Annotated in this window: 14 protein-coding genes and 1 tRNA gene; 4 read left to right on the top strand and 11 right to left on the bottom strand. The window is 62.5% G+C overall.

Going from position 1 to position 19,816, the window contains the following annotated elements:
- Positions 1-14: 14 nt before the first annotated feature.
- From AACQ43_RS10280 to AACQ43_RS10270, 3 genes are all read right to left on the bottom strand, one after another.
- Positions 15-701: an AcvB/VirJ family lysyl-phosphatidylglycerol hydrolase gene (locus AACQ43_RS10280; RefSeq protein WP_039213231.1), complete on the bottom strand. Its 687-nt coding sequence runs from the start codon at positions 699-701 to the stop codon at positions 15-17.
- A 9-nt stretch (positions 702-710) separates the two neighbouring features.
- Positions 711-3,260, bottom strand: a complete 2,550-nt coding sequence (gene mprF / locus AACQ43_RS10275) for a bifunctional lysylphosphatidylglycerol flippase/synthetase MprF (protein WP_168967189.1) — start codon at positions 3,258-3,260, stop codon at positions 711-713.
- Between the two features lie 477 nt (positions 3,261-3,737).
- Positions 3,738-5,363 carry an MCR-3-related phosphoethanolamine--lipid A transferase gene (locus AACQ43_RS10270; RefSeq protein WP_168967188.1) on the bottom strand — a complete coding sequence of 542 codons (1,626 nt, stop codon included), beginning with the start codon at positions 5,361-5,363 and terminating at the stop codon, positions 3,738-3,740.
- Between the two features lie 470 nt (positions 5,364-5,833).
- On the opposite strand from AACQ43_RS10270, the gene AACQ43_RS10265 reads away from it, so the two are divergent.
- Entirely contained in the window at positions 5,834-7,048 is a 1,215-nt protein-coding gene (locus AACQ43_RS10265) for an MFS transporter (protein WP_168967187.1), read from the top strand.
- Between the two features lie 70 nt (positions 7,049-7,118).
- On the opposite strand, the gene AACQ43_RS10260 is transcribed toward AACQ43_RS10265, so the two are convergent.
- Positions 7,119-7,206 (bottom strand) — tRNA-Ser (locus tag AACQ43_RS10260).
- A 183-nt stretch (positions 7,207-7,389) separates the two neighbouring features.
- On the opposite strand from AACQ43_RS10260, the gene AACQ43_RS10255 reads away from it, so the two are divergent.
- The 3 genes from AACQ43_RS10255 to AACQ43_RS10245 all read left to right on the top strand — a co-directional run bounded on the left by AACQ43_RS10255 (position 7,390) and on the right by AACQ43_RS10245 (position 10,728).
- Entirely contained in the window at positions 7,390-8,046 is a 657-nt protein-coding gene (locus AACQ43_RS10255) for a Bax inhibitor-1/YccA family protein (protein ID WP_016351136.1), read from the top strand.
- A 163-nt stretch (positions 8,047-8,209) separates the two neighbouring features.
- Complete coding sequence (yccS, locus tag AACQ43_RS10250) at positions 8,210-10,363, top strand: YccS family putative transporter (protein ID WP_168967186.1); 2,154 nt, start codon at positions 8,210-8,212, stop codon at positions 10,361-10,363.
- Positions 10,364-10,383: 20 nt separating this feature from the next.
- A complete protein-coding gene (locus AACQ43_RS10245; protein WP_011706490.1) occupies positions 10,384-10,728 on the top strand; it encodes a TusE/DsrC/DsvC family sulfur relay protein in 345 nt (114 codons plus the stop codon).
- Positions 10,729-10,785: 57 nt separating this feature from the next.
- Here AACQ43_RS10245 and dedD read toward each other — a convergent pair whose 3' ends face one another.
- From dedD to AACQ43_RS10210, 7 genes are all read right to left on the bottom strand, one after another.
- Positions 10,786-11,586 carry a cell division protein DedD gene (dedD, locus tag AACQ43_RS10240; protein ID WP_168967185.1) on the bottom strand — a complete coding sequence of 267 codons (801 nt, stop codon included), beginning with the start codon at positions 11,584-11,586 and terminating at the stop codon, positions 10,786-10,788.
- 74 nt (positions 11,587-11,660) lie between these two features.
- Entirely contained in the window at positions 11,661-12,920 is a 1,260-nt protein-coding gene (folC, locus tag AACQ43_RS10235) for a bifunctional tetrahydrofolate synthase/dihydrofolate synthase (RefSeq protein ID WP_168967184.1), read from the bottom strand.
- Between the two features lie 2 nt (positions 12,921-12,922).
- Entirely contained in the window at positions 12,923-13,786 is an 864-nt protein-coding gene (gene accD, locus AACQ43_RS10230) for an acetyl-CoA carboxylase, carboxyltransferase subunit beta (protein ID WP_011706493.1), read from the bottom strand.
- Between the two features lie 119 nt (positions 13,787-13,905).
- Complete coding sequence (truA, locus tag AACQ43_RS10225; RefSeq protein ID WP_029300144.1) at positions 13,906-14,715, bottom strand: tRNA pseudouridine(38-40) synthase TruA; 810 nt, start codon at positions 14,713-14,715, stop codon at positions 13,906-13,908.
- A 178-nt stretch (positions 14,716-14,893) separates the two neighbouring features.
- The gene (locus tag AACQ43_RS10220; RefSeq protein WP_168967183.1) at positions 14,894-17,077 is read right to left on the bottom strand and encodes a FimV/HubP family polar landmark protein; all 2,184 of its coding nucleotides are present in this window, start codon (positions 17,075-17,077) and stop codon (positions 14,894-14,896) included.
- Positions 17,078-17,352: 275 nt separating this feature from the next.
- Positions 17,353-18,369 (bottom strand): aspartate-semialdehyde dehydrogenase, encoded by a 1,017-nt coding sequence (locus AACQ43_RS10215; protein WP_016351142.1) that lies wholly within the window; start codon positions 18,367-18,369, stop codon positions 17,353-17,355.
- Positions 18,370-18,493: 124 nt separating this feature from the next.
- Entirely contained in the window at positions 18,494-19,645 is a 1,152-nt protein-coding gene (locus AACQ43_RS10210; protein ID WP_168967182.1) for a 4-phosphoerythronate dehydrogenase, read from the bottom strand.
- Positions 19,646-19,816: the final 171 nt, after the last annotated feature.

Genomic DNA, 19,816 nt, shown 5'->3' with positions numbered 1-19,816 from the left:
CCGGCGTGCGATATTTATTGCAGTGAAAGATGGCTGGCAATGGTCTTGAACAGCACCGGATAGTCATCCTCGAAATGGTGCGAACCGGGCAGGGTCACCGTGGTCACGTTGGGCTGCTGCAGACGGGGACAGAGCCGTACCGGCGAGTCGTCATCCGCCCCCTGCACGCAGAGCATCGGCAGGGTGTGGATGGCGTTCACCTCGGGCTGGGTGGGATAGCTGCCCGCCTTGTCGTGGGTCACCATGTCGCTGACGTGGATCTCGAAGTCGGAGGCGGTCGAAGGGGAGAGCATCACGGCCCCGACCAGGCTCTTGCGATAAGGTTCGGGCAACCGGTTGATGACGAAGGGCACTATCTCGGCACCGAAGGAGAAGCCCACCAGCAGCCAGCGCTGGCGCCCCCAGCGGGACTGGTAATCATCCAGGATCCGCACCAGATCGGCGGTGACCTGCTCTGGATCCTTCTTCTTCCAGTAGTAGGTGAGCGAGCTCCAGCCCACCACCGGCATGCCGTGCTGCTGCAACTGGGCGCTGAGGCCCTTGTCCAGCGCCGCCCAGCCGCCGTCACCGCTCATGAACACCACCATGGGGGCGCTCGAGGCTTGCGCCACCGGCAGCTCCACCAGCCCCAACTCCTCTTTCACCGGCGCGGCAGAGAGCGAAAAGGCGCAGCACGCCAGCAGCAATAACAGGATTTTCATGGCCGACTCCTATTTTTTGATGAGCCCGAACGGGCCTCGGCTGATCAGGGATATCAGGTTGGTCAGCACCCTCGGCAGCACCAGCTTGCTGGTACAGAGCAGGTAGCGCGGCTCCCAGTCCGGCGAGAACTTCTCCTTGTAGCGTCTGAGCCCCTGGAAATTGTAGAAACGGCTGCCCCGGGTGAAGATGGTGTTGCCAAGCCGGGTCCAGTAGCCGCTCAGGGGGTGATCGTTGAAACCGGACATGGGCGCCATGCCGAGGTTGAAACTGGCGTAGCCCTCGGCCTTGCCCCACAGCAGCAGCTCGACGAACAGGAAGTCCATGATGGGCGCCGTGCCCGTGTCCAGGCTGTAGCGCATCAGATCGATGGAGAGGCTCTCCTTGTTGTCGCTGACCCAGAGGTTGGCAAAACCGACGATCTGCCCCTCGTGACGCACCAGCGCGGCCGGGCTCAGGCTGAGGTAGGCGGGCTCGAAACTGCCCACCGAGAAGCCCTTCTCCTTGCCCTGCTTGCTCTGCAGCCAGGTGTCCGAAACCTCCTTGAGGCGCGGCAACAGTGCAGGTACGCATTCAGGCGCCACCACTTCGAACGACAACCCCTCCCGCTTGCCCTTGGCATGGCTCTGGCGCAGGTTGCGCAGCCGGCTGCCGGCCAGCTCGAAGGCCGCCAGATCGACGATGGCCTCCTCCCCCAGCTTGAACGGGATCAGGCCCTGCTCCAGGTAGAGCGGCAGGTAGCGGGCCGACACCTGGTAAAACACCGGGCTGGCATCGTGCTGATCGCACAGCTCGCGGAACTGCCAGAGCAGCTCCTCGATCAGTTCAGGCTGACCGATGGGATCCCCCATCACGATCCAGCCATTGCCCTCGACGCCGTACATCAAAAATGCCTCGCCGCCGGGATGAAACAGCAGCGACTTGTCGCCAAGCTGGGCCAGGTAGCCATGACCGCCCCCCTCCCGCAGCACCAGGGCATGGGCGCGGGCCAGCTCGTCCGGCTCCGGCTTGCGCCCGGAGACCCGCAGCGGTGCCAGCAGCTGGGCCACCCCGACCACGGCCAGCACGGCCACCACGCTGCCCATGGCCCGCAGCCCACGGGAGGCGGCGCCATGGGGCGAGAAGTGGAACCAGAGAGCGTGGTCATACTCCACCTGACGGTAGGAGAAGAGCAGCAGCCAGAGCGCCCCCAGCAGCACGGCCCCCACCGAGATGAGCCAGCCCGGGGTGAACTGGGCGTGCAGCAGGGACCCCTTGCGATAGAACAGTGAGCGGCAGGGAGTGATGATGAGCAGGAACAGCCCGAGCAGCAGGGCCGACTCCCAGTCGAACCCCTTGAGCAAGGAAAAGATCATCCCCAGCCCCAGCAGCAGCTGGGTGATGCGAAACGCCGCATCGTGACGCCGGTAGAGGCTGCGGGCCAGCAGGATCAGCAGCACGCCGCTGACGCTGCCAAGCACATGGGAGAGCTCCAGCAGGTGCAGCGGCAATACCTGCAGGAACATCTCGATGCGCCCGCGCATGGTGGGGATCATCCCCGAGCAGAGCAGCAGACTGCCCGCCGCGAACGCCCCCAGGCTGATCAGCGCCGGCAGGAACTCGCGCACCGCGGTCATGATGCCCTGCAGCCGGCTCCAGCGCGCCTTCTGCTGCAGCAACTCCTGGCTGGTGAACAGCAGCAGGGCACACAGGAAAGGCAGCACATAGTAGATGCAGCGATAGAGCAGCAGCGAGGCCAAGAGCTTGTCCACCGGCAGGTATTTGGCCAGCAGCAGGCTCATGCTCGCCTCGAACACCCCGATCCCGCCTGGCACATGGGCCAGCACCCCGAGGAAGCTGGCCAGCACGAAGGCACTGAGCAGCACCGGATAGGAGACGCTGTCCGCCGGCAGCAGCACATAGAGCACGGCGGCAGCGGCCATCCAGTCCAGCAGCGCCACCAGCAGTTGCAGCAGCCGGGTTCTGAATACCGGCAACACCAGCTCATGGCCACGCCAGACCAGCGCAGGCTTTGGCCAGAACAGATAGCCAAGCACCGCCAAGAGCGCCAGAGCGCCCGCCACGTTGAGCAGCTGATCGGCCCACAGCGGCCAGTCCGGCAGCAAGGTGGTGGCCTGCCCCACCAGCAGGGCCGTGCCCCCCCAGGCCAGCAGGCCGAGGAAGAAGGTCACCGAGCAGAAGACGATGATCCTGGCCACCTCCCCGGTGCCGAGCCCCAGCGACGAGTAGATGCGATAGCGCACCGACGAGCCGGTCAGCAGGGCGAAGCCCAGGGTGTTGGAGAAGGTGTAGGCGATGAACGAGGTGACCCCCACCTGCTGCCAGGGCAGCCGCTTGCCGAGGGCGTGCACCGCCAGCAGGTCGTAGCAGCAGAGGCAGGCATAGCTGAGCAGGGTCAGCAACAGGGCACCGCCCAGCAGCGGCAGCGGCAAAGACCAGATGGCCAGCCGGATGTCGTGCCAGTGCCAGAGGTGAGTCAGACGATAGAGCACGGCCAGCGCCGCCCCCAACAACAACAAGCTACATAACGGGCCTAACCAGATAAACAGATGACGCCGCATTGCCGATCCCTACCGACGCGAGGCCATGGCCATGCGCGTCACGTTGCTGAACGTGGCCACTGGCAGCGAGAAGCGCAGCTCGCACTCCTTCGCGCCTTGGCCTTCAAATAGATGTTTTATGGGCCATGGGCGGCGAACGGTCGGCACGGATGACATGGCCGGTTTGGCCCTGGCTGCCCGGAAAATGCCCCCGCCCAGCATGGCATCCCACTTTATATCGACTTTTTTGCAAAAGACGAGCCTTGCTCTAGAAATAAAATTACTCAGCTGCCGGCAGATTAATTCACCGCTTACCCTGACGGTCAGCCCCACCACATCCCGTGGGCGCACCGTACAATTAATGAGCAGAGACATCATACACCAGATAACAGGGTTTACCCGACCCAGCTGGTCAGATTGGCAAGCCGCTCATGGGTCATCAATAGACTGCGCCAAAATAAAAAGGGGAACCAGGCTCCCCTTTATCTCAATATGGCGTTACTGTACGCTGCGACACTGACTGAAGATATCCAGCTGCTGGTCATATACCGCCGTATTCACATCCCAGATCCCCAGCATGGACGAGAACAGGTTGTCGTGGGAATAACGGGTATTGGCTGCCTTCTGCTGCAGACAGTCGAGGTTCATCCCCTTCTCTTTGGAGAAACCGGGCGACATCCATACCTGCATGGGCACCCGGGTCTGATCATCCGGTGCAAATTTGTAAGGGGTGCCGTGCAGATAGAGCCCCAATGCCCCCAGTGACTCGCCATGGTCGGAAATATAGATCAGCGCCGTGTTGTATTTGTCTTCATATTTTTTCAGCCGTTCGATCATGCTGGCAATCACAAAATCGGTGTAGCGAATGGTGTTGTCGTAGGTATTCTCCAGCTCCTGATCGGTGCAGTTCTCGATATCGCTGCGCTGGCAATCCGGCAGGAAATGGCGATGCGACCCCGGATAACGCTTGTAATAGGTCGGGCCATGGCTGCCGATGAGGTGAAAGCCCACCAGCTTGTCCCCCTTCATGCCGGCAAGCTCGTCGTCCAACCCCTCCAGCACCACCTCGTCATAGCAGGTGTTCTTGTCGCAGAACTTGGGGTGCTCCTTGGGCTTGACCACCATGTTCGGCACCCGATCGCACACACCCTTGCAGCCGCCGTCATTCTCCTTCCAGAAGATGGAGATACCGCTCTTTTGCAGCACATCCAGCAGCCCTTCGCTGTTGCGGGCCTGGTTGCCGTCGAACTGGTTGCGCCCCATGTTGGAGAACATGCAGGGCACCGAGACAGCCGTCGCCGTGCCGCAGGAGCGCACGTCGTTGAAGGAGATGATCCCCGCATGCTTGCTGGTGAAGGGGTTGGTCTCCTTGTGATAGCCGTTCATGGAGAAGTTCTTGCCGCGCGCCGTCTCCCCCACCACTAGGAACATCATGGTCGGCTTGTCCTTGCCAGCCACCCGCTTGGCGTCGTCACCCATGCGCTGGAACGGCACCGGCTCCGCCAGATAGCGTTTGTAGAGATACTTGGTGGTGCTGTACATGTAGTTGGCCGGCGTGATCTCCCGGTTCAGGGTCTGGTTGTTGCGCCCAACCGAGGCATAGTCCTGATAGTAGGCCGCGGCGATGAGTCCCAGTACCACCAGCGAGACCAGCATGGAGAGGCCGCGCTGCAACAGGCCCTGATACCATTTGGCCGGATACTCTATCTTGACGAAGAACAGCAGTACCGCCGGCAGCACCCCGGCCAGCAATACCCAGACCACGATGGGCACGCTCAGGTAGGAGTAAGCCTCGCTCTGGTTGGTCTCAAAGATGTTCTGGATCATGTCGCCATCAAACAGCACCTTGTATTTCATCATGGTGTAGCTGGCAATGGCACCGGTGATAAACAGAAAGGCAAAGAAAGGCTTGATGAAATAACGCACAGAGAATGGCATGAATACAAAGTTCAATGCCGCAACCAATACGATGGGAATGGAGATGGCAAACCCGATTTTAAAATGCTCAAGCTGCGTCAATATCTCATAAAAATGCAGCAGAACTGGCCAGTTGAGCAAGAAAGCAAAGATAAATGCCAACAACAAAATAAATGGAACAATTCTTATTCTAAGAAAAGAAGGCATGCATATCTCCCTGTTACGCTTCTTTATTACACATCGAAATAGCCGAGCCAGAGTCGACACGCCGATATTTGGCGCCGGATAGTAACAGCGTGCTGAAAACACCAAATATACTATTTTCAAATATCATCAATAATGTGATTTATATCAACAATCATCAGCAAACCGACAGCCTAGCCGACGATACTTAAGGAAAAATTAAGATACCCGTGTTATTTGGCCGCACAAAAAACAGCCACACACATACGACTCATCTCCCCGCCTGGCGCTCGCACCACTCTTTCTCAGACGACCGCTCGTCCTTAAGTTTTGCTTAAGACTGCTCGGCGAGGCTGTTCCCTGACGAGTCCTCGTCACACGACAGATGCGAGAGAGGGTTAACATGCACAACAGCAAGCCAGCCCGGCCGTCTCTGGGTCGCCGGGCTGGCTATGCTCTGTGGGAATTGATGCGAAGCAAGGCGCCCCCCCCCGATGACGACAGGCAACAGACAAGACCCGGCCCCACCCTCCCGCCAGATCCCGCGCGGGGTCTGGGTGCTGGGCTTCGTCAGCCTGCTGATGGACATCTCGTCCGAGATGATCCATAGCCTGCTGCCCCTGTTCATGGTGACGGTGCTCGGCAGCAGCGCCCTCACCATCGGGCTCATCGAAGGGATGGCGGAGGCCACGGCACTGATGGTCAAGGTCTTCTCCGGCACCTTGAGCGACTATCTGGGGAGACGAAAGGGGCTGGCGTTGCTGGGTTACGGGCTGGGAGCCCTGACCAAGCCGCTGTTCGCCATCGCCACTGGCAGCGGGTTGATACTGACCGCCCGCCTGCTGGACAGAATCGGCAAAGGCATTCGGGGCGCGCCCCGCGATGCGCTGGTGGCCGACCTCACTCCCCTTGAGCTGCGCGGCGCCGCCTTTGGCCTGCGCCAGTCCCTCGACACGGTCGGAGCCCTGCTGGGGCCACTGCTTGCCGTCGGATTGATGCTGCTCTGGCACGATGATTTTCGCGCCATCTTCTGGCTGGCGGTCATTCCTGGGCTGGCCTCGGTCACCCTGCTCGCCATCGGCCTGCGTGAACCCAAAGAGAGCGACCGTCGCGAGCGCCGCAACCCCCTGCGACGCGACAACCTGCGCCGGCTGGGTAAACCCTATCGCTGGGTGCTGCTGATCGGCGCCCTGTTTACCCTGGCCCGCTTCAGCGAAGCCTTTCTGGTGCTGCGTGCCCAGCAAAGCGGCATGGCGCTGGCGCTGGTGCCGCTGGTCATGGTGGCGATGAATCTGATCTATGCCCTCAGCGCCTACCCGTTCGGCCGCCTCTCGGATCGCATGAGCCACCGCACCCTGCTGATCTGGGGGTTGTTGGTACTGATTGCCGCCGATCTGGTGCTGGCGGCCAGCACCCACTGGGGCGTGCTGCTGGCAGGGGTGATGCTGTGGGGCATTCACATGGGAATGACCCAGGGGCTGCTGGCCGCCATGGTGGCCGCCACGGCCCCGGCGGATCTGCGCGGCAGCGCGTTTGGCTTCTTCAACCTCATCTGCGGCCTCGCCATGTTGCTGGCCAGCCTGCTGGCCGGCCTGCTATGGGACAATCTGGGCCCCGCCTTCACCTTCTACGCCGGCGCCGCCTGCTGCCTGCTCACCCTGCTGGTACTCGGCAAATACCAGCCGCCGCCATCCACCACGACGCCATAACCCGAAAACACCGGCGGCCGGATAGCAAAAAGCCCCCGGCAACCAGGTTGCCGCGGGCTTTTTCTGAAGATGGCGGAGGAGGTGGGATTTGAACCCACGGATGGTCGCCCATCGCCGGTTTTCAAGACCGGTGCATTCAGCCGCTCTGCCACCCCTCCGAACGGCGTGCATACTACGTCAGCCCCTTGTTCATATGCAATACATATTTGATTTGGGATAGTAGGGGGCAACAGGCTGGGGTGGGGCTTGAAATCAGCGCTCGTCATCCCGACATTCAGTGCATACAATGCGTTAACGAGGCTGATTGCCGCCTCACCCCGGAAATCAAGAGGACACCCAAGATGGATACCCGTTCTATCTATACCGGCACCCAGAGTGCCGCGCGCGATACCAACAAGGTACTGCGCAACACCTATATGCTGCTCTCCCTCACTCTTGGCTTCTCTGCCGTGGTGGCCGGGGTAGCCACCGTGATGAACATGCCGCCCCTGCACTGGGCCATCTTCCTCATCGGCGTCTACGGTCTGATGTTCCTGACCGAGAAGAATCGCGAAAACGGCATGGGGCTGGTGTTCACCTTCGCCCTGACCGGTTTGCTGGGCTATAGCCTCGGCCCCATCATCAACATGTACATGAACAATGGCGGCGGCGAGATCGTGATGACCGCCCTTGGCGGCACCGCGCTCACCTTCTTCGGTCTGTCGGCCTATGCCCTGACCACCAAGCGTGACCTCTCCTTCATCGGCGGCATGCTGTTCGTCGGTTTCTGGGTACTGCTGGTGGCCATGATCGCCAACATCTTCCTGCAGATGAGCGCCCTGAGCCTGGCCCTGTCCGCCATGTTCATGCTGTTCTCCTCCGGTGCCATCCTGCTGACCACCCAGCAGATCGTGCGCGGCGGCGAGACCAACTATATCTCCGCCACCGTCACCCTGTATGTCTCCATCTACAACATCTTCCTGAGCCTGCTGAGTCTGCTTGGCGGCAACCGCAACTAATCAAACACCCCGCTTCGGCGGGGTTTTTATTGGCGCCTGTTTCTGTCAGGATAAGTTGTAAATCAAGGATATGAAGCGAAGTGGCCCTGATCCAAATCAGGGCCGTTTCGTTGTTGACCGGTTATGCTCTGGTTTTCGTTTCGCTCAAGGGTTGCGTTCTCCCATGCCCACGGATTTCTCTGGCCTGTTGCGCCGTTTGCTGACTGACAGTCATATCTATTTCGCCCTCAAGGTACTGCTGGCCATCATGGGGCTGCTTGCCTTCACCCTGGCGACCGGCGACATCCAGCTCACCGTGCTGCTCTCCCTCGGGGTGGTGGCCGGCGCCATCGCCGAGACCGACGACAGTCTGTGGGGCCGGGTCAAGAACCTCGCCATGACCCTGCTCTGCTTCCTGTTTGCCTCCCTGTGCGTGCAGTACCTCTTCCCCACACCCTGGCTGTTCGCCCTGGGGCTCGCGGGCTCCACCTTTATCTTCGTGATGGTGGGGGCGCTCGGTCAGCGTTACGCCACCATCAGCTTCGGCTCCCTGCTCATCGCCATCTACACCATGCTGGGGGCCGCCAAGGCACCGGATCTCTTCTATCAGCCGCTGGCCCTCGGCGCCGGGGCACTCTGGTATGGCCTGGTGTCGCTGATCTGGCTCTGGCTGCTGCCCTACAAGACCCTGCACGAGCAGCTGGCCCAGAGCTACTTTGCCCTCTCCCGCTATCTGCTGGAAAAATCCCGCTTCTTCCCGGCCGACGAGCACGGCGCCCAGGCCATTCGCCACAACCTGGCCCAGCTCAACATCAACCTGGTCAACGCCCTGACGCTCACCAAGTCGGCGCTCAACGCCCGCCTCAGCACCCGTCACCGGGCCTCCCCCGAGCTGGCCAGCCTGCTGCGCCTCTACCTGCTGGCGCTGGAGATCCACGAGCGGGCCACCTCCAGCCACTACCCCTACAGCAAGCTGGAGGCCGAGCTCAAACAGGGCATCGTGCTTGACGGCTTCCAGGAGGTGTTCCTGCAGCTCTCCGAGGCGTGTCAGCGGCTCGGCTACGCCATCCTGGTGCACAAGCCCTATGCCCACAACAAGCGCATCCACTGGACGCTGGAGGCCCTCGGCGATCAACTGGAGTTCACCCACCTCAAGCAGCACTACCCGAAAACCCTGCTGACGCCGATGAAGTTTCTGCGCCGCAATCTGGCCAGCATCAACCAGCTGCTGCAAAGCGCCGAGGAGCTGCAAAATCCCGAGCAGGCGCCGCAGAACCTGCCACCCCTGGCCCGCCCTACCCGCCTGCCACTGCTGACCCAGCTCAAACAGCATCTCACCCCCAACTCCATGGTGTTTCGCCATGCCCTGCGGCTGTCGCTCGGGCTGGTGGTGGGCTATGGCATCCTGCAGGCGTTCCACCTGGACAAGGGCTACTGGATCCTGCTGACCGTGCTGTTCGTCTGTCAGCCGAGCTACAGCGCCACCCGCCGCCGGCTGGTGCAGCGCATGCTCGGCACCTTCGCTGGCCTGCTGGTGGGGATCCCGGTGCTCTGGCTGTTCCCGGAATTGCACGTGCAGCTGGTGGTGATGGGGCTGGCCGCCTTCCTGTTCTTCACCCAGGTGCGCAGCAACTACAGCGCCGCGGTCTGCTTCATCACCCTCTACGTGCTGATGGCGTTCAACCTGCTGGACGGCATCGGCTTCGCCATCCTGGGGCCGCGCATGCTCGATACCTTCCTCGGCTGTCTGCTCTCCTACGCCCTGGTGGCCTGGCTCTGGCCGGACTGGCAGTATAAGCGGCTGCCAACCCTGATCGCCAACTCGCTCTCGGCCAACGCCCGCTACCTCTCGGCGGTGCTCGCCAGCCTGCAGCAGCAGCGGGATGAGTCCATCGACTACCGGGTGGCGCGCAAGAGCGCCCATCTGGCGGACAGCGAGCTGGCCATGGCCTGGCAGAGCATGCTGGTGGAGCCGCAGAAGCGTCGCCGTTTTCTCGACCTCTGCTTCACCCTCACCTGGCGCAACCACGCCCTGCTCTCCTACATCTCGGCGCTGGGAGCCCATCGCGACAAGCTGGAGGCCATCGGCGAGCTGGACGAGATCAGCCGTCACCTGAGCCACACCCTTGAGCGAGCTGCCGGCCATCTGGCGGGAGAGATGCCGGAGCAGATCGAGGGGCAGTGCCCGGTCATCACCCCCGACAGCAGCGAGGAGCAGCTGATGCTGACCCAGCAGCTCAACCTCATCAGCCAGCTGGCCGATGAGTTGCTCACCCTGGCCAACGAGAGCCGGTTGCTCACCCGGGAACAAGGCGCTACCATGCCCGCCCAATCCTGACAGGCCACAAGGAGCCCACCATGTCCGAGCATCACCAGCTGGAATTCAACGGCCAACTCATCGAAACCGATGCCAAGGGTTATCTGCTCAACAGCAACGACTGGAGCGAAGCGCTGGCACTGGTACTGGCCGAGCAGGAAGGCATCGTGCTGGAGGAGCCGCACTGGGAAGTGGTGCGCTTTGTGCGCGCCTTCTATCTGGAGTTCAATACCTCTCCCGCCATCCGCGCCCTGGTCAAGGCGATGGAGAAGCAGTACGGCCCCGAAAAGGGCAACAGCCGCTACCTATACAAGCTGTTCCCGGAAGGCCCCGCAAAGCAGGCCACCAAGATTGGCGGCCTGCCCAAACCGGTGAAATGCATCTAAAAAAATACCGCGCTGCATCTTGGATGGGCGCGGTATTTTTTTATCTTGTCGACCCTCTTAGGGGTTGTAAGCCACCACGGAACCACTCAAGCCGGTCATCTGGCCGATGCGGCTCTGCATGCCCTGCAGCTTGGCCTTGGAGACATCCGGCCCGATGAAGACCCGGTTGAGCTGACCCTGGACAGGCGTACGCGGCGAGGTGTGCGCCGAGTAGCCCGCAGCCCGCAGCTTGCCCACCAGCGCATTGACGCTGTCGACGTTCTTGAAGGCGCCGAGCTGCAGGATCCAGCTGCCCTGGGCCGGTGCAGTAGCCGCTGGCGCCGGGGCTGTTGTCGTGGTCGGTTGTCCCATCTTGCTGGCGATGAGATCGTCCATCGACTTGATCTGGCCCGCCTGTGGCTTGTTCTCAACCGGTTTTTGCACCTCGACCGGCTTGGGCGGCACCACCTTGGGCTTGGGCTGCTCCACCGGTTTCTTGGCGATCACCTCAGGCTTGGGCTGGGGCTTGACCACAGGCGGAGTGATGGGCTGGGTCACCGGCTTGGCGGCCGGTTGTTGCACCGGCGGCTGGCCCTGCTTGGCCCCCAGGGTTACCGGCTCAGATACCTCTTCCACCTGCCACTGCTGGGCAGCAGAGGCCTGCTGCTGGCTGGCCAGGTGTTCCGCCGGCAGGGTGCTGGCGGCCGATACCTGCAAGGCGGGCTTGGCGGGCTCCAGCTCCGGGCGCAGCGGGATCTTGGCAAACGCCTCTTCCTTCTGCTCCAGCTTGTGGCCGTCCATCAAATCCGGCAGAAAAATGACAACCAGGGCCACCAGGATGACGGTGCCCACCAGACGGTTTTGAAACTTAGAGGCCAAGTTGAATCCTACCTTTACGTAACTCAATATGCGATTCGGCACCCCGCCAGAGGGCCGGGGAGCCGGGGTGTGGCCTAGACGGCGGCACCCGCCAGAATGTCGGCAACAGTGTAAAACGAACCAAACACAATGACCATATCATCAGGACTCGATGCGGCCAACGCCGCAGCATAAGCCTGTCCCACACTGTCAAAGGTGGTCGCCGGCCCCCGTTCGCTGCCAAGAGCGGCCGCCAGCTGGGCAGCGCTCGCCGCCCGCGGGCCGGTCAGGCTGGCCAGATACCACTCACCGATGAGGCCATCAAGCTCGGCGAGCGATCCCGCCATGTCCTTGTCCTTGAGCATGCCCACCACGGCGCGGCGCACGCCGGTGCAGGGCATCTTGCGCAGCTGGGCTGCCAGATAGGCGGCAGAATGGGGGTTGTGGGCCACATCGACGATGACCAGCGGCGCACTTTGCAGTTGCTGCATCCGCCCCGCCAGCCGGGCATTGGCCAGCCCTTGCCGAATAGCCTCTTCCGGCAGCGGCAGGCCGAGGGACTCCAGCGCCGCCAGCACGGTGACCGCGTTCATCAGCGGCAGGGCCGGCTTGGGCAGGTCGCGCCACTGATGAAGACCGTGATAATCCCAGCCGGTGGCGTGCTCATCGCCACGAAAATCAATGCCGACCTGACGCAGGCAGGCACCGAGGCGGGCAGCCTCGCTGGCGATGGTGACGGGCGGATTGGGCTCACCGCTGATGGCGGGTTTGCCGGCGCGATACACCCCCGCTTTCTCCACCGCCACCGCCTCGCGGGTATCCCCGAGCCAGTCGCAGTGATCGAGCGCAATGGAGGTGATCATGGCGACATCGGATTCCACCACATTGGTGGCATCCAGCCGACCGCCCAGCCCCACTTCCAGCAACAGCACATCCGGCGCGGCGCGCCGGAACAGCCACAAGCCCGCCAGGGTGGCGAACTCGAAGAAGGTAAGGGCAATCTCGCCGCGGGCCGCTTCCACCTCGGCAAAGGCGGTACAGTGATCGCTGTCGGCCAGTTCGGCCCCGTTGATCCGCACCCGCTCGGTGAAGCGCAGCAAATGGGGAGAGGAGTAGACGCCGACCTGGTAGCCGGCTTCCATCAGTATGCTGGCCGCCATGGCACAGCTGGAGCCCTTGCCATTGGTGCCCGCCACCGTGATCACCTTGAACGGCAGTTGGGTAAGACCCATGCGGCGGGCCACGGCGCCGACCCGATCCAGCCCCATGTCGATGTTGACCGGGTGGATCTGCTCCAAATAAGAAAGCCAGTCGACCAGCGACCGGCTTTGGGATTGTTGCATGTTGGAACTCATCTTCACTCTTCGATGACGTGAGTATTCAGCATTTTGGCGAGCAGGCTGGCCAGACGGTTGCGCATCTCGCGGCGATCGATGATGAGGTCGATGGCGCCCTTCTCCAGCAGGAACTCGGAGCGCTGGAAACCTTCCGGCAGCTTCTCGCGCACGGTCTGCTCGATGACGCGCGGGCCGGCAAAGCCGATCAGTGCCTTGGGCTCGCCCACGTTGATGTCACCCAGCATGGCCAGACTGGCGGAAACGCCACCCATGGTGGGGTCGGTCAGCACGGAGATATAGGGCAGGCCGGCCTTGGAGAGTCGGTCCAGCGCCGCACTGGTCTTGGCCATCTGCATCAGGGAGAACAACGCCTCCTGCATGCGGGCACCACCCGAGGTGGAGAAACAGACCAGACCGCGACCTTCCTTGATGCTCTCCTCGACGGCACGCACGAAGCGGGCACCCACCACGGAGGACATGGAGCCACCGATGAAGGAGAACTCGAATGAACAGGCGACGACCGGCACCCCCTTGAGGGTCCCCTTCATCACCACCAGCGCATCTTTTTCTCCCGTCTCTTTCTGGGCGGCAGACAAACGATCCTTGTAGCGCTTGGAATCCTTGAATTTCAAGACATCCTGCGGCTCCAGCTCGGCACCGATCTCGGTGCGGCCCTGCTCGTCGAGAAAGCTCTCGAGACGGGCACGGGCGCTGATGCGCATATGATGATCACACTTGGGGCACACTTCGAGATTGCGCTCCAACTCTGCCCGGTAGAGCACCTGTTCACAAGCACTGCACTTGGTCCACACCCCTTCCGGAATGTTGTGACGACGAGGTGTAGTGATCTTGCTCTTGGGAAGGATCTTCTCAAGCCAGCTCATGGAATTCCTTAATGCTTTTGTGCCTGACAAAACGCATCGAGCCTAGATTGTTCAATGACTTAATAGCTCGATGGCAATAAATGACGGATCATTAAACCACAAATTTTCGGGGCCAGTTACTAAAAACTGGTCGTACCCGGTGCCGAGTCCGGCAGCCACAACGGCCCCAGCGGCATCCGCGGCAACCCCAGCTCCGCCGGGTAATCCACGTCCACCAGATAGAGTCCCCCCGCCTTGGCGGTCGGGCCCGCCAGGTTGCGATCCCGGGCTGCCAGCACCTCGGCAATCCACTCCACCGGCTGGAGCCCCTGCCCCACCAGCAGCAGGGAGCCGGTGATGTTGCGCACCATGTGGTGCAGGAAGGCATTGGCCTTGATGTCGAGCACGATGTAGGGGCCGGAGCGGCTGACACAGAGGTGCGTCACATTGCGCCACGGGGTGTTGGACTGGCAGGCGACGGCCCGGAAGGTGCTGAAGTCGTGCTCCCCGAGCAGGCTCTGGCCCGCCTGGTGCATCAGATCGGCATCGATGGTTTCGTGGTAGTGACTGACGCCACTGCCGAGGATGGCCGGCCGGTAGTTGTGGTTGTAGATGACGTAGCGGTAGCGACGGGCGGTAGCGCTGAAGCGGGCATGAAACCCCTCGTCCACCTGCTTGACCCAGCGCACGGCGATGTCCGGCGGCAGGTTGGAGTTGAGGCCCAGGGTCCAGGCCCCTTCGGCGCGGTTCGCATCGGTATCGAAGTGGATCACCTGGCCAGTGGCGTGGACACCGGCATCGGTGCGCCCTGCGCACTGGATGGAGACGGGGTGATTGGCGATCCGGCTGAGGGCCTTTTCCAGCTCCTCCTGTACGCTGATCACTTCGCGCTGACGCTGCCAGCCGAAATACCGGCTGCCGTCGTATTCAATACCTAGGGCAATTCGCATGGATAAACTTGTCTTCTGATGAAAAGGGGCGGTAAACGAAACGGGGCGGATTATACGCGTCTCGCCTCAAAAATCCCAAATAGCAACGCCCAGGCCGGACCAGGCGCCAAAACACAGGAGCCAAAAACAAGGGGCAGCCCATCGGCTGCCCCTGCTTTCACCACTATGCGCTGGCTCTCTAGCCAAGGCGCTTGAGCAGCTTCTCGGCTTCGGCCCGTTGATGCTCGGAACCCTGCTCCGCAGCTTCTTGCAGCAGTTCGCGGGCGCTATCCTTGTCGTCGATCTCGAGGTAGGCACGAGCCAGATCCAGCTTGGCCCCGACCCCGCCATCGTCGGCATCCACGTCAAACCCGGTGGACTCCGGCAGCACCTCGGGGAAGCCATCCAGCCCCACGTCCAGTGAGAAGCCCTGATAGGGTTCCTGCTCGGTGGTGGTGGCGTCTGCCTCGGCCAGCAGCTTGTCGATCTCGACATAGCCGCTCTCCTGGGCCTGTTCCCGTGGCTTCACCTCGCCCGGATGGGACTCCACTTCGGCGAAGGCATCCTCGAAATCGGCCAGTGCCAGCTCGTTGGGATCCCACTCCAGATCCTCAGCGGCCTCCTGTTTCCCCTTGCTCGGCTCGGGCTCCAGCCCCAGCTCCGCCAGCAACTCATCGGCGCTGGCGTCGGCCGGGGCACTGGCCGCCTTGTCGGCGTCAGGCTCGGCAAAGGCGGTCTCAAAGTCGCTCAAATCGAAGGAGGCGAGATCCTCGTCGCTGACCATGGGGTCGGCATCGGGCTCGTCCAGCGCCAGATCGGCTTCCAGGTCTGCGTCCAGCTCGGCGAACAGGGCTGCCTGCAGCTCCTCTTCGCTCATGATCTCGTTGTCAGCCTTGGGCTTGGGATTGAATTCGCTGGCAAGATCCAGATCCGGCTCGGTGTCGAGGGTGATGGACTCGTCATGGGCCAGATCCAGCTCGGGCACCAGATCCGGATCCCGGATGGCGGCCTTGGCGGACGGGGCCGGCTCGGCATCGAAGCTGGCCAGGTCCATCTCGCCATCGTCGCTGAACACCAGGTCGGCCGGCGCGGCAGGCTCTTCCACCGCCATGTAGCCATCCGGCGTATTGAGATCCGGGCGCGGTCGTACCGGCTCGTCGTCGGTGATGCCGACCGTCATCAGCTCGTCAAATTCGCTGCTCTCCTGATCCATCACCATGGCGGTGGATTCGGACAGGCTCTTCTCCTGTTCCTCCAGCTCGCGGCGGGCCCGCGCCCGCAGCCACAGGGTCACCAGCGCCAGCACCAGCAGCACCGGCAACAGGATGATCATGGCCAGATTGAGCGGCGAGGAGAGCAGGTCCATCAGCCAGTTCTGCTTGGGCTCGGGGGCCGGCGCCACCGGCGGAACCGGCTTGGCCTTGAGCTCGGCAATCTCTTTTTGCAGCGCGGTCTGATCCTGCAGCTGGGCCTTGAGGGTCTCCACCTCTTCGGTCAGTGATTGCAGCCGCAGCTTGAGCCTGTGGTTCATCTCGGTGACCTGGCCGAGCTGGGCGTTGGCATCTTCCAGCGCCAGCGCCATCTCGGTGGAAGGCTTGCCGACCGGTTGACTGACATCTGCCGGCAACGGCGCCGGTGCGCTGGCCGTGGCGGCGCTGGTGGCCGCCGCCTGGTTGGCTACCGGCTCGGGAGCCTTGGCGACCGCCTTCACCTCGGTGGCCGGCTGGGGTGTCTCCACCTTGGGTGCCGGGGCCGGAATGGGCGCCGCCTTGGCGGGCGCGGCCTTGGCGACCTCGGGTTTGGCTGGCTCGGCCGCCTTGGTCGAGGCTGCTTTGGTGGTCACCGGCTTGGCTGGCTGGGTATGTTTGCTGGCCAAGTATTTCGGGCTCAGCCCTTTCCAGCTGGCGTTGTCACTGCGGAATTTGGCGCGGGCCTCGGCATCGGTGATGACGCTGGCCTCGGCGGTGGTGGGCAGCTGGATGCGCGAGCCCACCAGAATGTGGTTGATGTTGCCATCGGCGAAACTGCGGGGGTTCTTCTCGTAGATCGCCACCATGGTCTGGTAGACGCTGACACTGCTGGAGGGGCGGTACTTGCTCGCCAGGCTCCAGAGGGTGTCGGTGGGACGAATGGGGCCATAACTGCCGGCATTGCTCACGACCTGCCGCACGATCGGCTGGGCCGTGGCTCGGCTGGGTTGAGACGTGGCGCGGGGAGCGGCGACGGGTTGTGCCAGCGGCTGGGAATTGACGGCGGGCGGAGCCGGCTCGTCCGGGCCTTTTAGCTCAACAAAAAAAGGCTCCCGCGCCGAGTCTTCAGCCTGGGCCGTGCCCAGCAGACCCAATGCGAGTAGCGTTGCCAATGTTATGCGGGAATGTCCCATATTCGTTCCTTCGTATGACGGCCCTATCACATTGAAAAATCTGGATAGTTACCCCAAAACAGTCGGTTCAATATAAATCAGGCTCAGGTTGCAAGCCAGCAGTCCGACACATTTAGCACCCAACTTGCCCCTGAGTGTAGGAAAAAACTTAATCAGTTGATATCGCGAAAAATTCCCGCGTCAGCAGAGTGCGTCCCCGGTCACATCCACCTCATGGGTGCATAGACTGGCAGCCTGGCGGATTTCCCTCCCCGCCAGGCCAATGGACCCGGCGATCAGAGGTAATCGCGCACCAGCAGTTCGGCAATCTGCACGCTGTTGGTCGCCGCACCCTTACGAACGTTATCGGCCACGATCCACATATTTATACCGCAGGGGTGAGAAATATCCTGGCGAACCCGGCCCACCAGAACCTCATCCTTGCCGGTTGCGTCGCGCACCGGGGTCGGATAGTCGTTCTCGTCGTCAAACAGGGTGACGCCCGGCGCATTGCGCAGCAGCTCCTTCACCTGTTCGGCGTCGAGCGGCTGATGCAGCTCGACGTGGACCGCCTCGGCATGACCGTAGAACACCGGCACCCGCACGCAGGTGGGGTTCACGGCGATGCTGGCATCCCCCAGGATTTTCTGGGTCTCCCACACCATCTTCATCTCTTCCCGGGTGTAGCCGTTGTCGGTGAAGCTGTCGATCTGCGGGATCAGGTTGAAGGCGATCTGCTGCGGGTAGAGGCTCGGCTCCACCGGACGACCGTTGAGCAGGTGGGCGGTCTGGCCGGCCAGCTCGCTCACCCCCTCCTTGCCGGAGCCGGAGACGGACTGATAGGTCGCCACGTTGATGCGGGCAATACCTACCTCATCGTGCAACGGCTTGAGCGCCACCAGCATCTGGATGGTGGAGCAGTTGGGGTTGGCGATGATGTTGCGGTTGCGAAAATCGGCCAGCGCATCCGGGTTCACTTCCGGAATGACCAGCGGAATGTCTTCGTCGTAACGGAAGCAGGAGGTGTTGTCGATGACGATGCAGCCGTGCTCGGCGGCAATCGGCGCCCACTTGGCAGAGACCTCGGCCCCGGCGGAGAAGAGGGCGATCTGCACCTGGCTCCAGTCAAACTCCTCCACATCCAGGATCTCGACGTTCTTGCCGGCAAAACGCACCGTGTCACCGGCGCTGCGGCTGGAGGCCAGCGGATAGAGGGTGGCGATCGGGAAGGCACGCTCTTCCAGGATCTCGATCATCGCCTCGCCCACGGCGCCGCTGGCGCCCAATACCGCTACGTTGAATTGCTGACTCACTGCTGTTCTCTCCTATGATGGTGCCGGTGACGCGCGCTGGCATCACCGCTGGCAGGCGGACCTGCCTGATAGCGGGTCTGACGTCGGCCAGACCGGGGGTGGGCGGGACAAGGCTCCCGCCCCTTCAAGTATGTAAAGTGTTCAGTCTGGCTGGCTGGCAGACAAACCCGAGCCGGGCCAGGGCATCGCTGGCAAACGGCCCTTTCAGCTGCAGGGAAGAGAGCTCGCGCCGCTCCGGATAGTGTTTGCGCTGCTCATCGAAACTGCCCGCCACACCAAGCCGGTTGCGAAAACGGGCGTCATCGCGGCGCACGTCATAAATAAGGTGGACCAGTTGCTTGATCAAGGCCTGATCCGCCGGCTGGCCCGGTGTCACCTCGCGTACCTCGGGAATGGGCAGCAAGCTCTGCAGATCCTGGCGCGGCGTGCGCCCCAGTTGGCGGCAGAGCGCCTCATAGAGCATCCAGGTGCCGCGGGCCTTGCCTTCCAGGCTGTAACCCGCGATGTGCGGGGTCGCCAGCTCAGTGTGGGGCACCAGGGCCTGCAGCGGCTCCGGCTCCCCTTCCCACACGTCCATCACCAGCCGCAGCGGCGCCTGACTCTGCTGGCGCGCCAGCAAGGCCTGGTTGTCCCACACCTCGCCACGGGAGGCGTTGATGAGGATCTGCCCGGCCGGCCGGGCGGCAATCTGCGCCGCATCCAGCAGGTGGAACGTGGCGTCCGGCCCCTGGTGGGTGATGGGAACGTGGAAGCTGACGATGTCGGCCTCAAGGGCCTGCTGGTAGTCGACAAACTGCGCCACCTCGTTGGCCTCGGTGGCGCGAGCACGGGGCGGATCGCAGCGCAGCACCCGCATGCCGAGCGCCTCGGCCTTGCCTGCCACACACTCGCCGGTGTTGCCGGCACCGATGACCGCGAGGCTCATCTCGCTCAAGTTGAGCTCATGGCGCTCGGCCAGCACCAGCAGGGCGGAGAGCACATAATCGCCGACCGAATATTTGTTGCAGCCGGGGGCACTGAAGAAGGGAATGCCCCGCTCGGCCAGCAGCCCCTTGTCCACGTGATCGGTGCCGATGGTGGCGGTGCCGACGAAGCTCAGCCGCGGGCAGCTGGCCAGCAGCGCAGCGTCCACCCGGGTGACGGAGCGCACCAGCAGCACGTCGGCCTCTTGCAGATCCGCCGCCTGCATCTGCCTGCCGGGCAGCGGGATGACCTCGCCAAATTCGGCAAACAGCTCACGGGCGTGGGGCATATTTTCATCAACGACGATCTTCATCGGGCTCTCTCACTTCGCTAGCGGCCACAAGCGCGCCATTCTAGCCCAAACAGACCGAAGTTTCAGATGCTTATTCATCCATGAGCGGCCGTCGCCGCGACTTTCTGGCGGGAACCTGCGCGCTGCTGATTCATCTCTGCTCAACCGAGTGGTGCAACCTGCACAAGCAAC

The sequence above is a fragment of the Aeromonas sp. DNRA1 genome (assembly GCF_963888745.1).
GTDB lineage: Bacteria > Pseudomonadota > Gammaproteobacteria > Enterobacterales > Aeromonadaceae > Aeromonas > Aeromonas hydrophila.
The sequence above is the reverse complement of the archived record's forward strand: the minus strand, read 5'-3'. Positions and strand labels throughout refer to the sequence as shown.

Excerpts from the sequence above, each read along its gene's own strand:
- AACQ43_RS10220 (WP_168967183.1), bottom strand. The coding sequence starts at position 17,077 with ATGGGACATTCCCGCATAACATTGGCAACGCTACTCGCATTGGGTCTG.
- accD (WP_011706493.1), bottom strand. The coding sequence starts at position 13,786 with ATGAGCTGGCTTGAGAAGATCCTTCCCAAGAGCAAGATCACTACACCT.
- AACQ43_RS10280 (WP_039213231.1), bottom strand. The coding sequence starts at position 701 with ATGAAAATCCTGTTATTGCTGCTGGCGTGCTGCGCCTTTTCGCTCTCT.
- AACQ43_RS10255 (WP_016351136.1), top strand. The coding sequence starts at position 7,390 with ATGGATACCCGTTCTATCTATACCGGCACCCAGAGTGCCGCGCGCGAT.
- AACQ43_RS10245 (WP_011706490.1), top strand. The coding sequence starts at position 10,384 with ATGTCCGAGCATCACCAGCTGGAATTCAACGGCCAACTCATCGAAACC.
- folC (WP_168967184.1), bottom strand. The coding sequence starts at position 12,920 with ATGAGTTCCAACATGCAACAATCCCAAAGCCGGTCGCTGGTCGACTGG.
- AACQ43_RS10265 (WP_168967187.1), top strand. The coding sequence starts at position 5,834 with ATGACGACAGGCAACAGACAAGACCCGGCCCCACCCTCCCGCCAGATC.
- AACQ43_RS10270 (WP_168967188.1), bottom strand. The coding sequence starts at position 5,363 with ATGCCTTCTTTTCTTAGAATAAGAATTGTTCCATTTATTTTGTTGTTG.
- mprF (WP_168967189.1), bottom strand. The coding sequence starts at position 3,260 with ATGCGGCGTCATCTGTTTATCTGGTTAGGCCCGTTATGTAGCTTGTTG.
- AACQ43_RS10210 (WP_168967182.1), bottom strand. The coding sequence starts at position 19,645 with ATGAAGATCGTCGTTGATGAAAATATGCCCCACGCCCGTGAGCTGTTT.
- yccS (WP_168967186.1), top strand. The coding sequence starts at position 8,210 with ATGCCCACGGATTTCTCTGGCCTGTTGCGCCGTTTGCTGACTGACAGT.
- truA (WP_029300144.1), bottom strand. The coding sequence starts at position 14,715 with ATGCGAATTGCCCTAGGTATTGAATACGACGGCAGCCGGTATTTCGGC.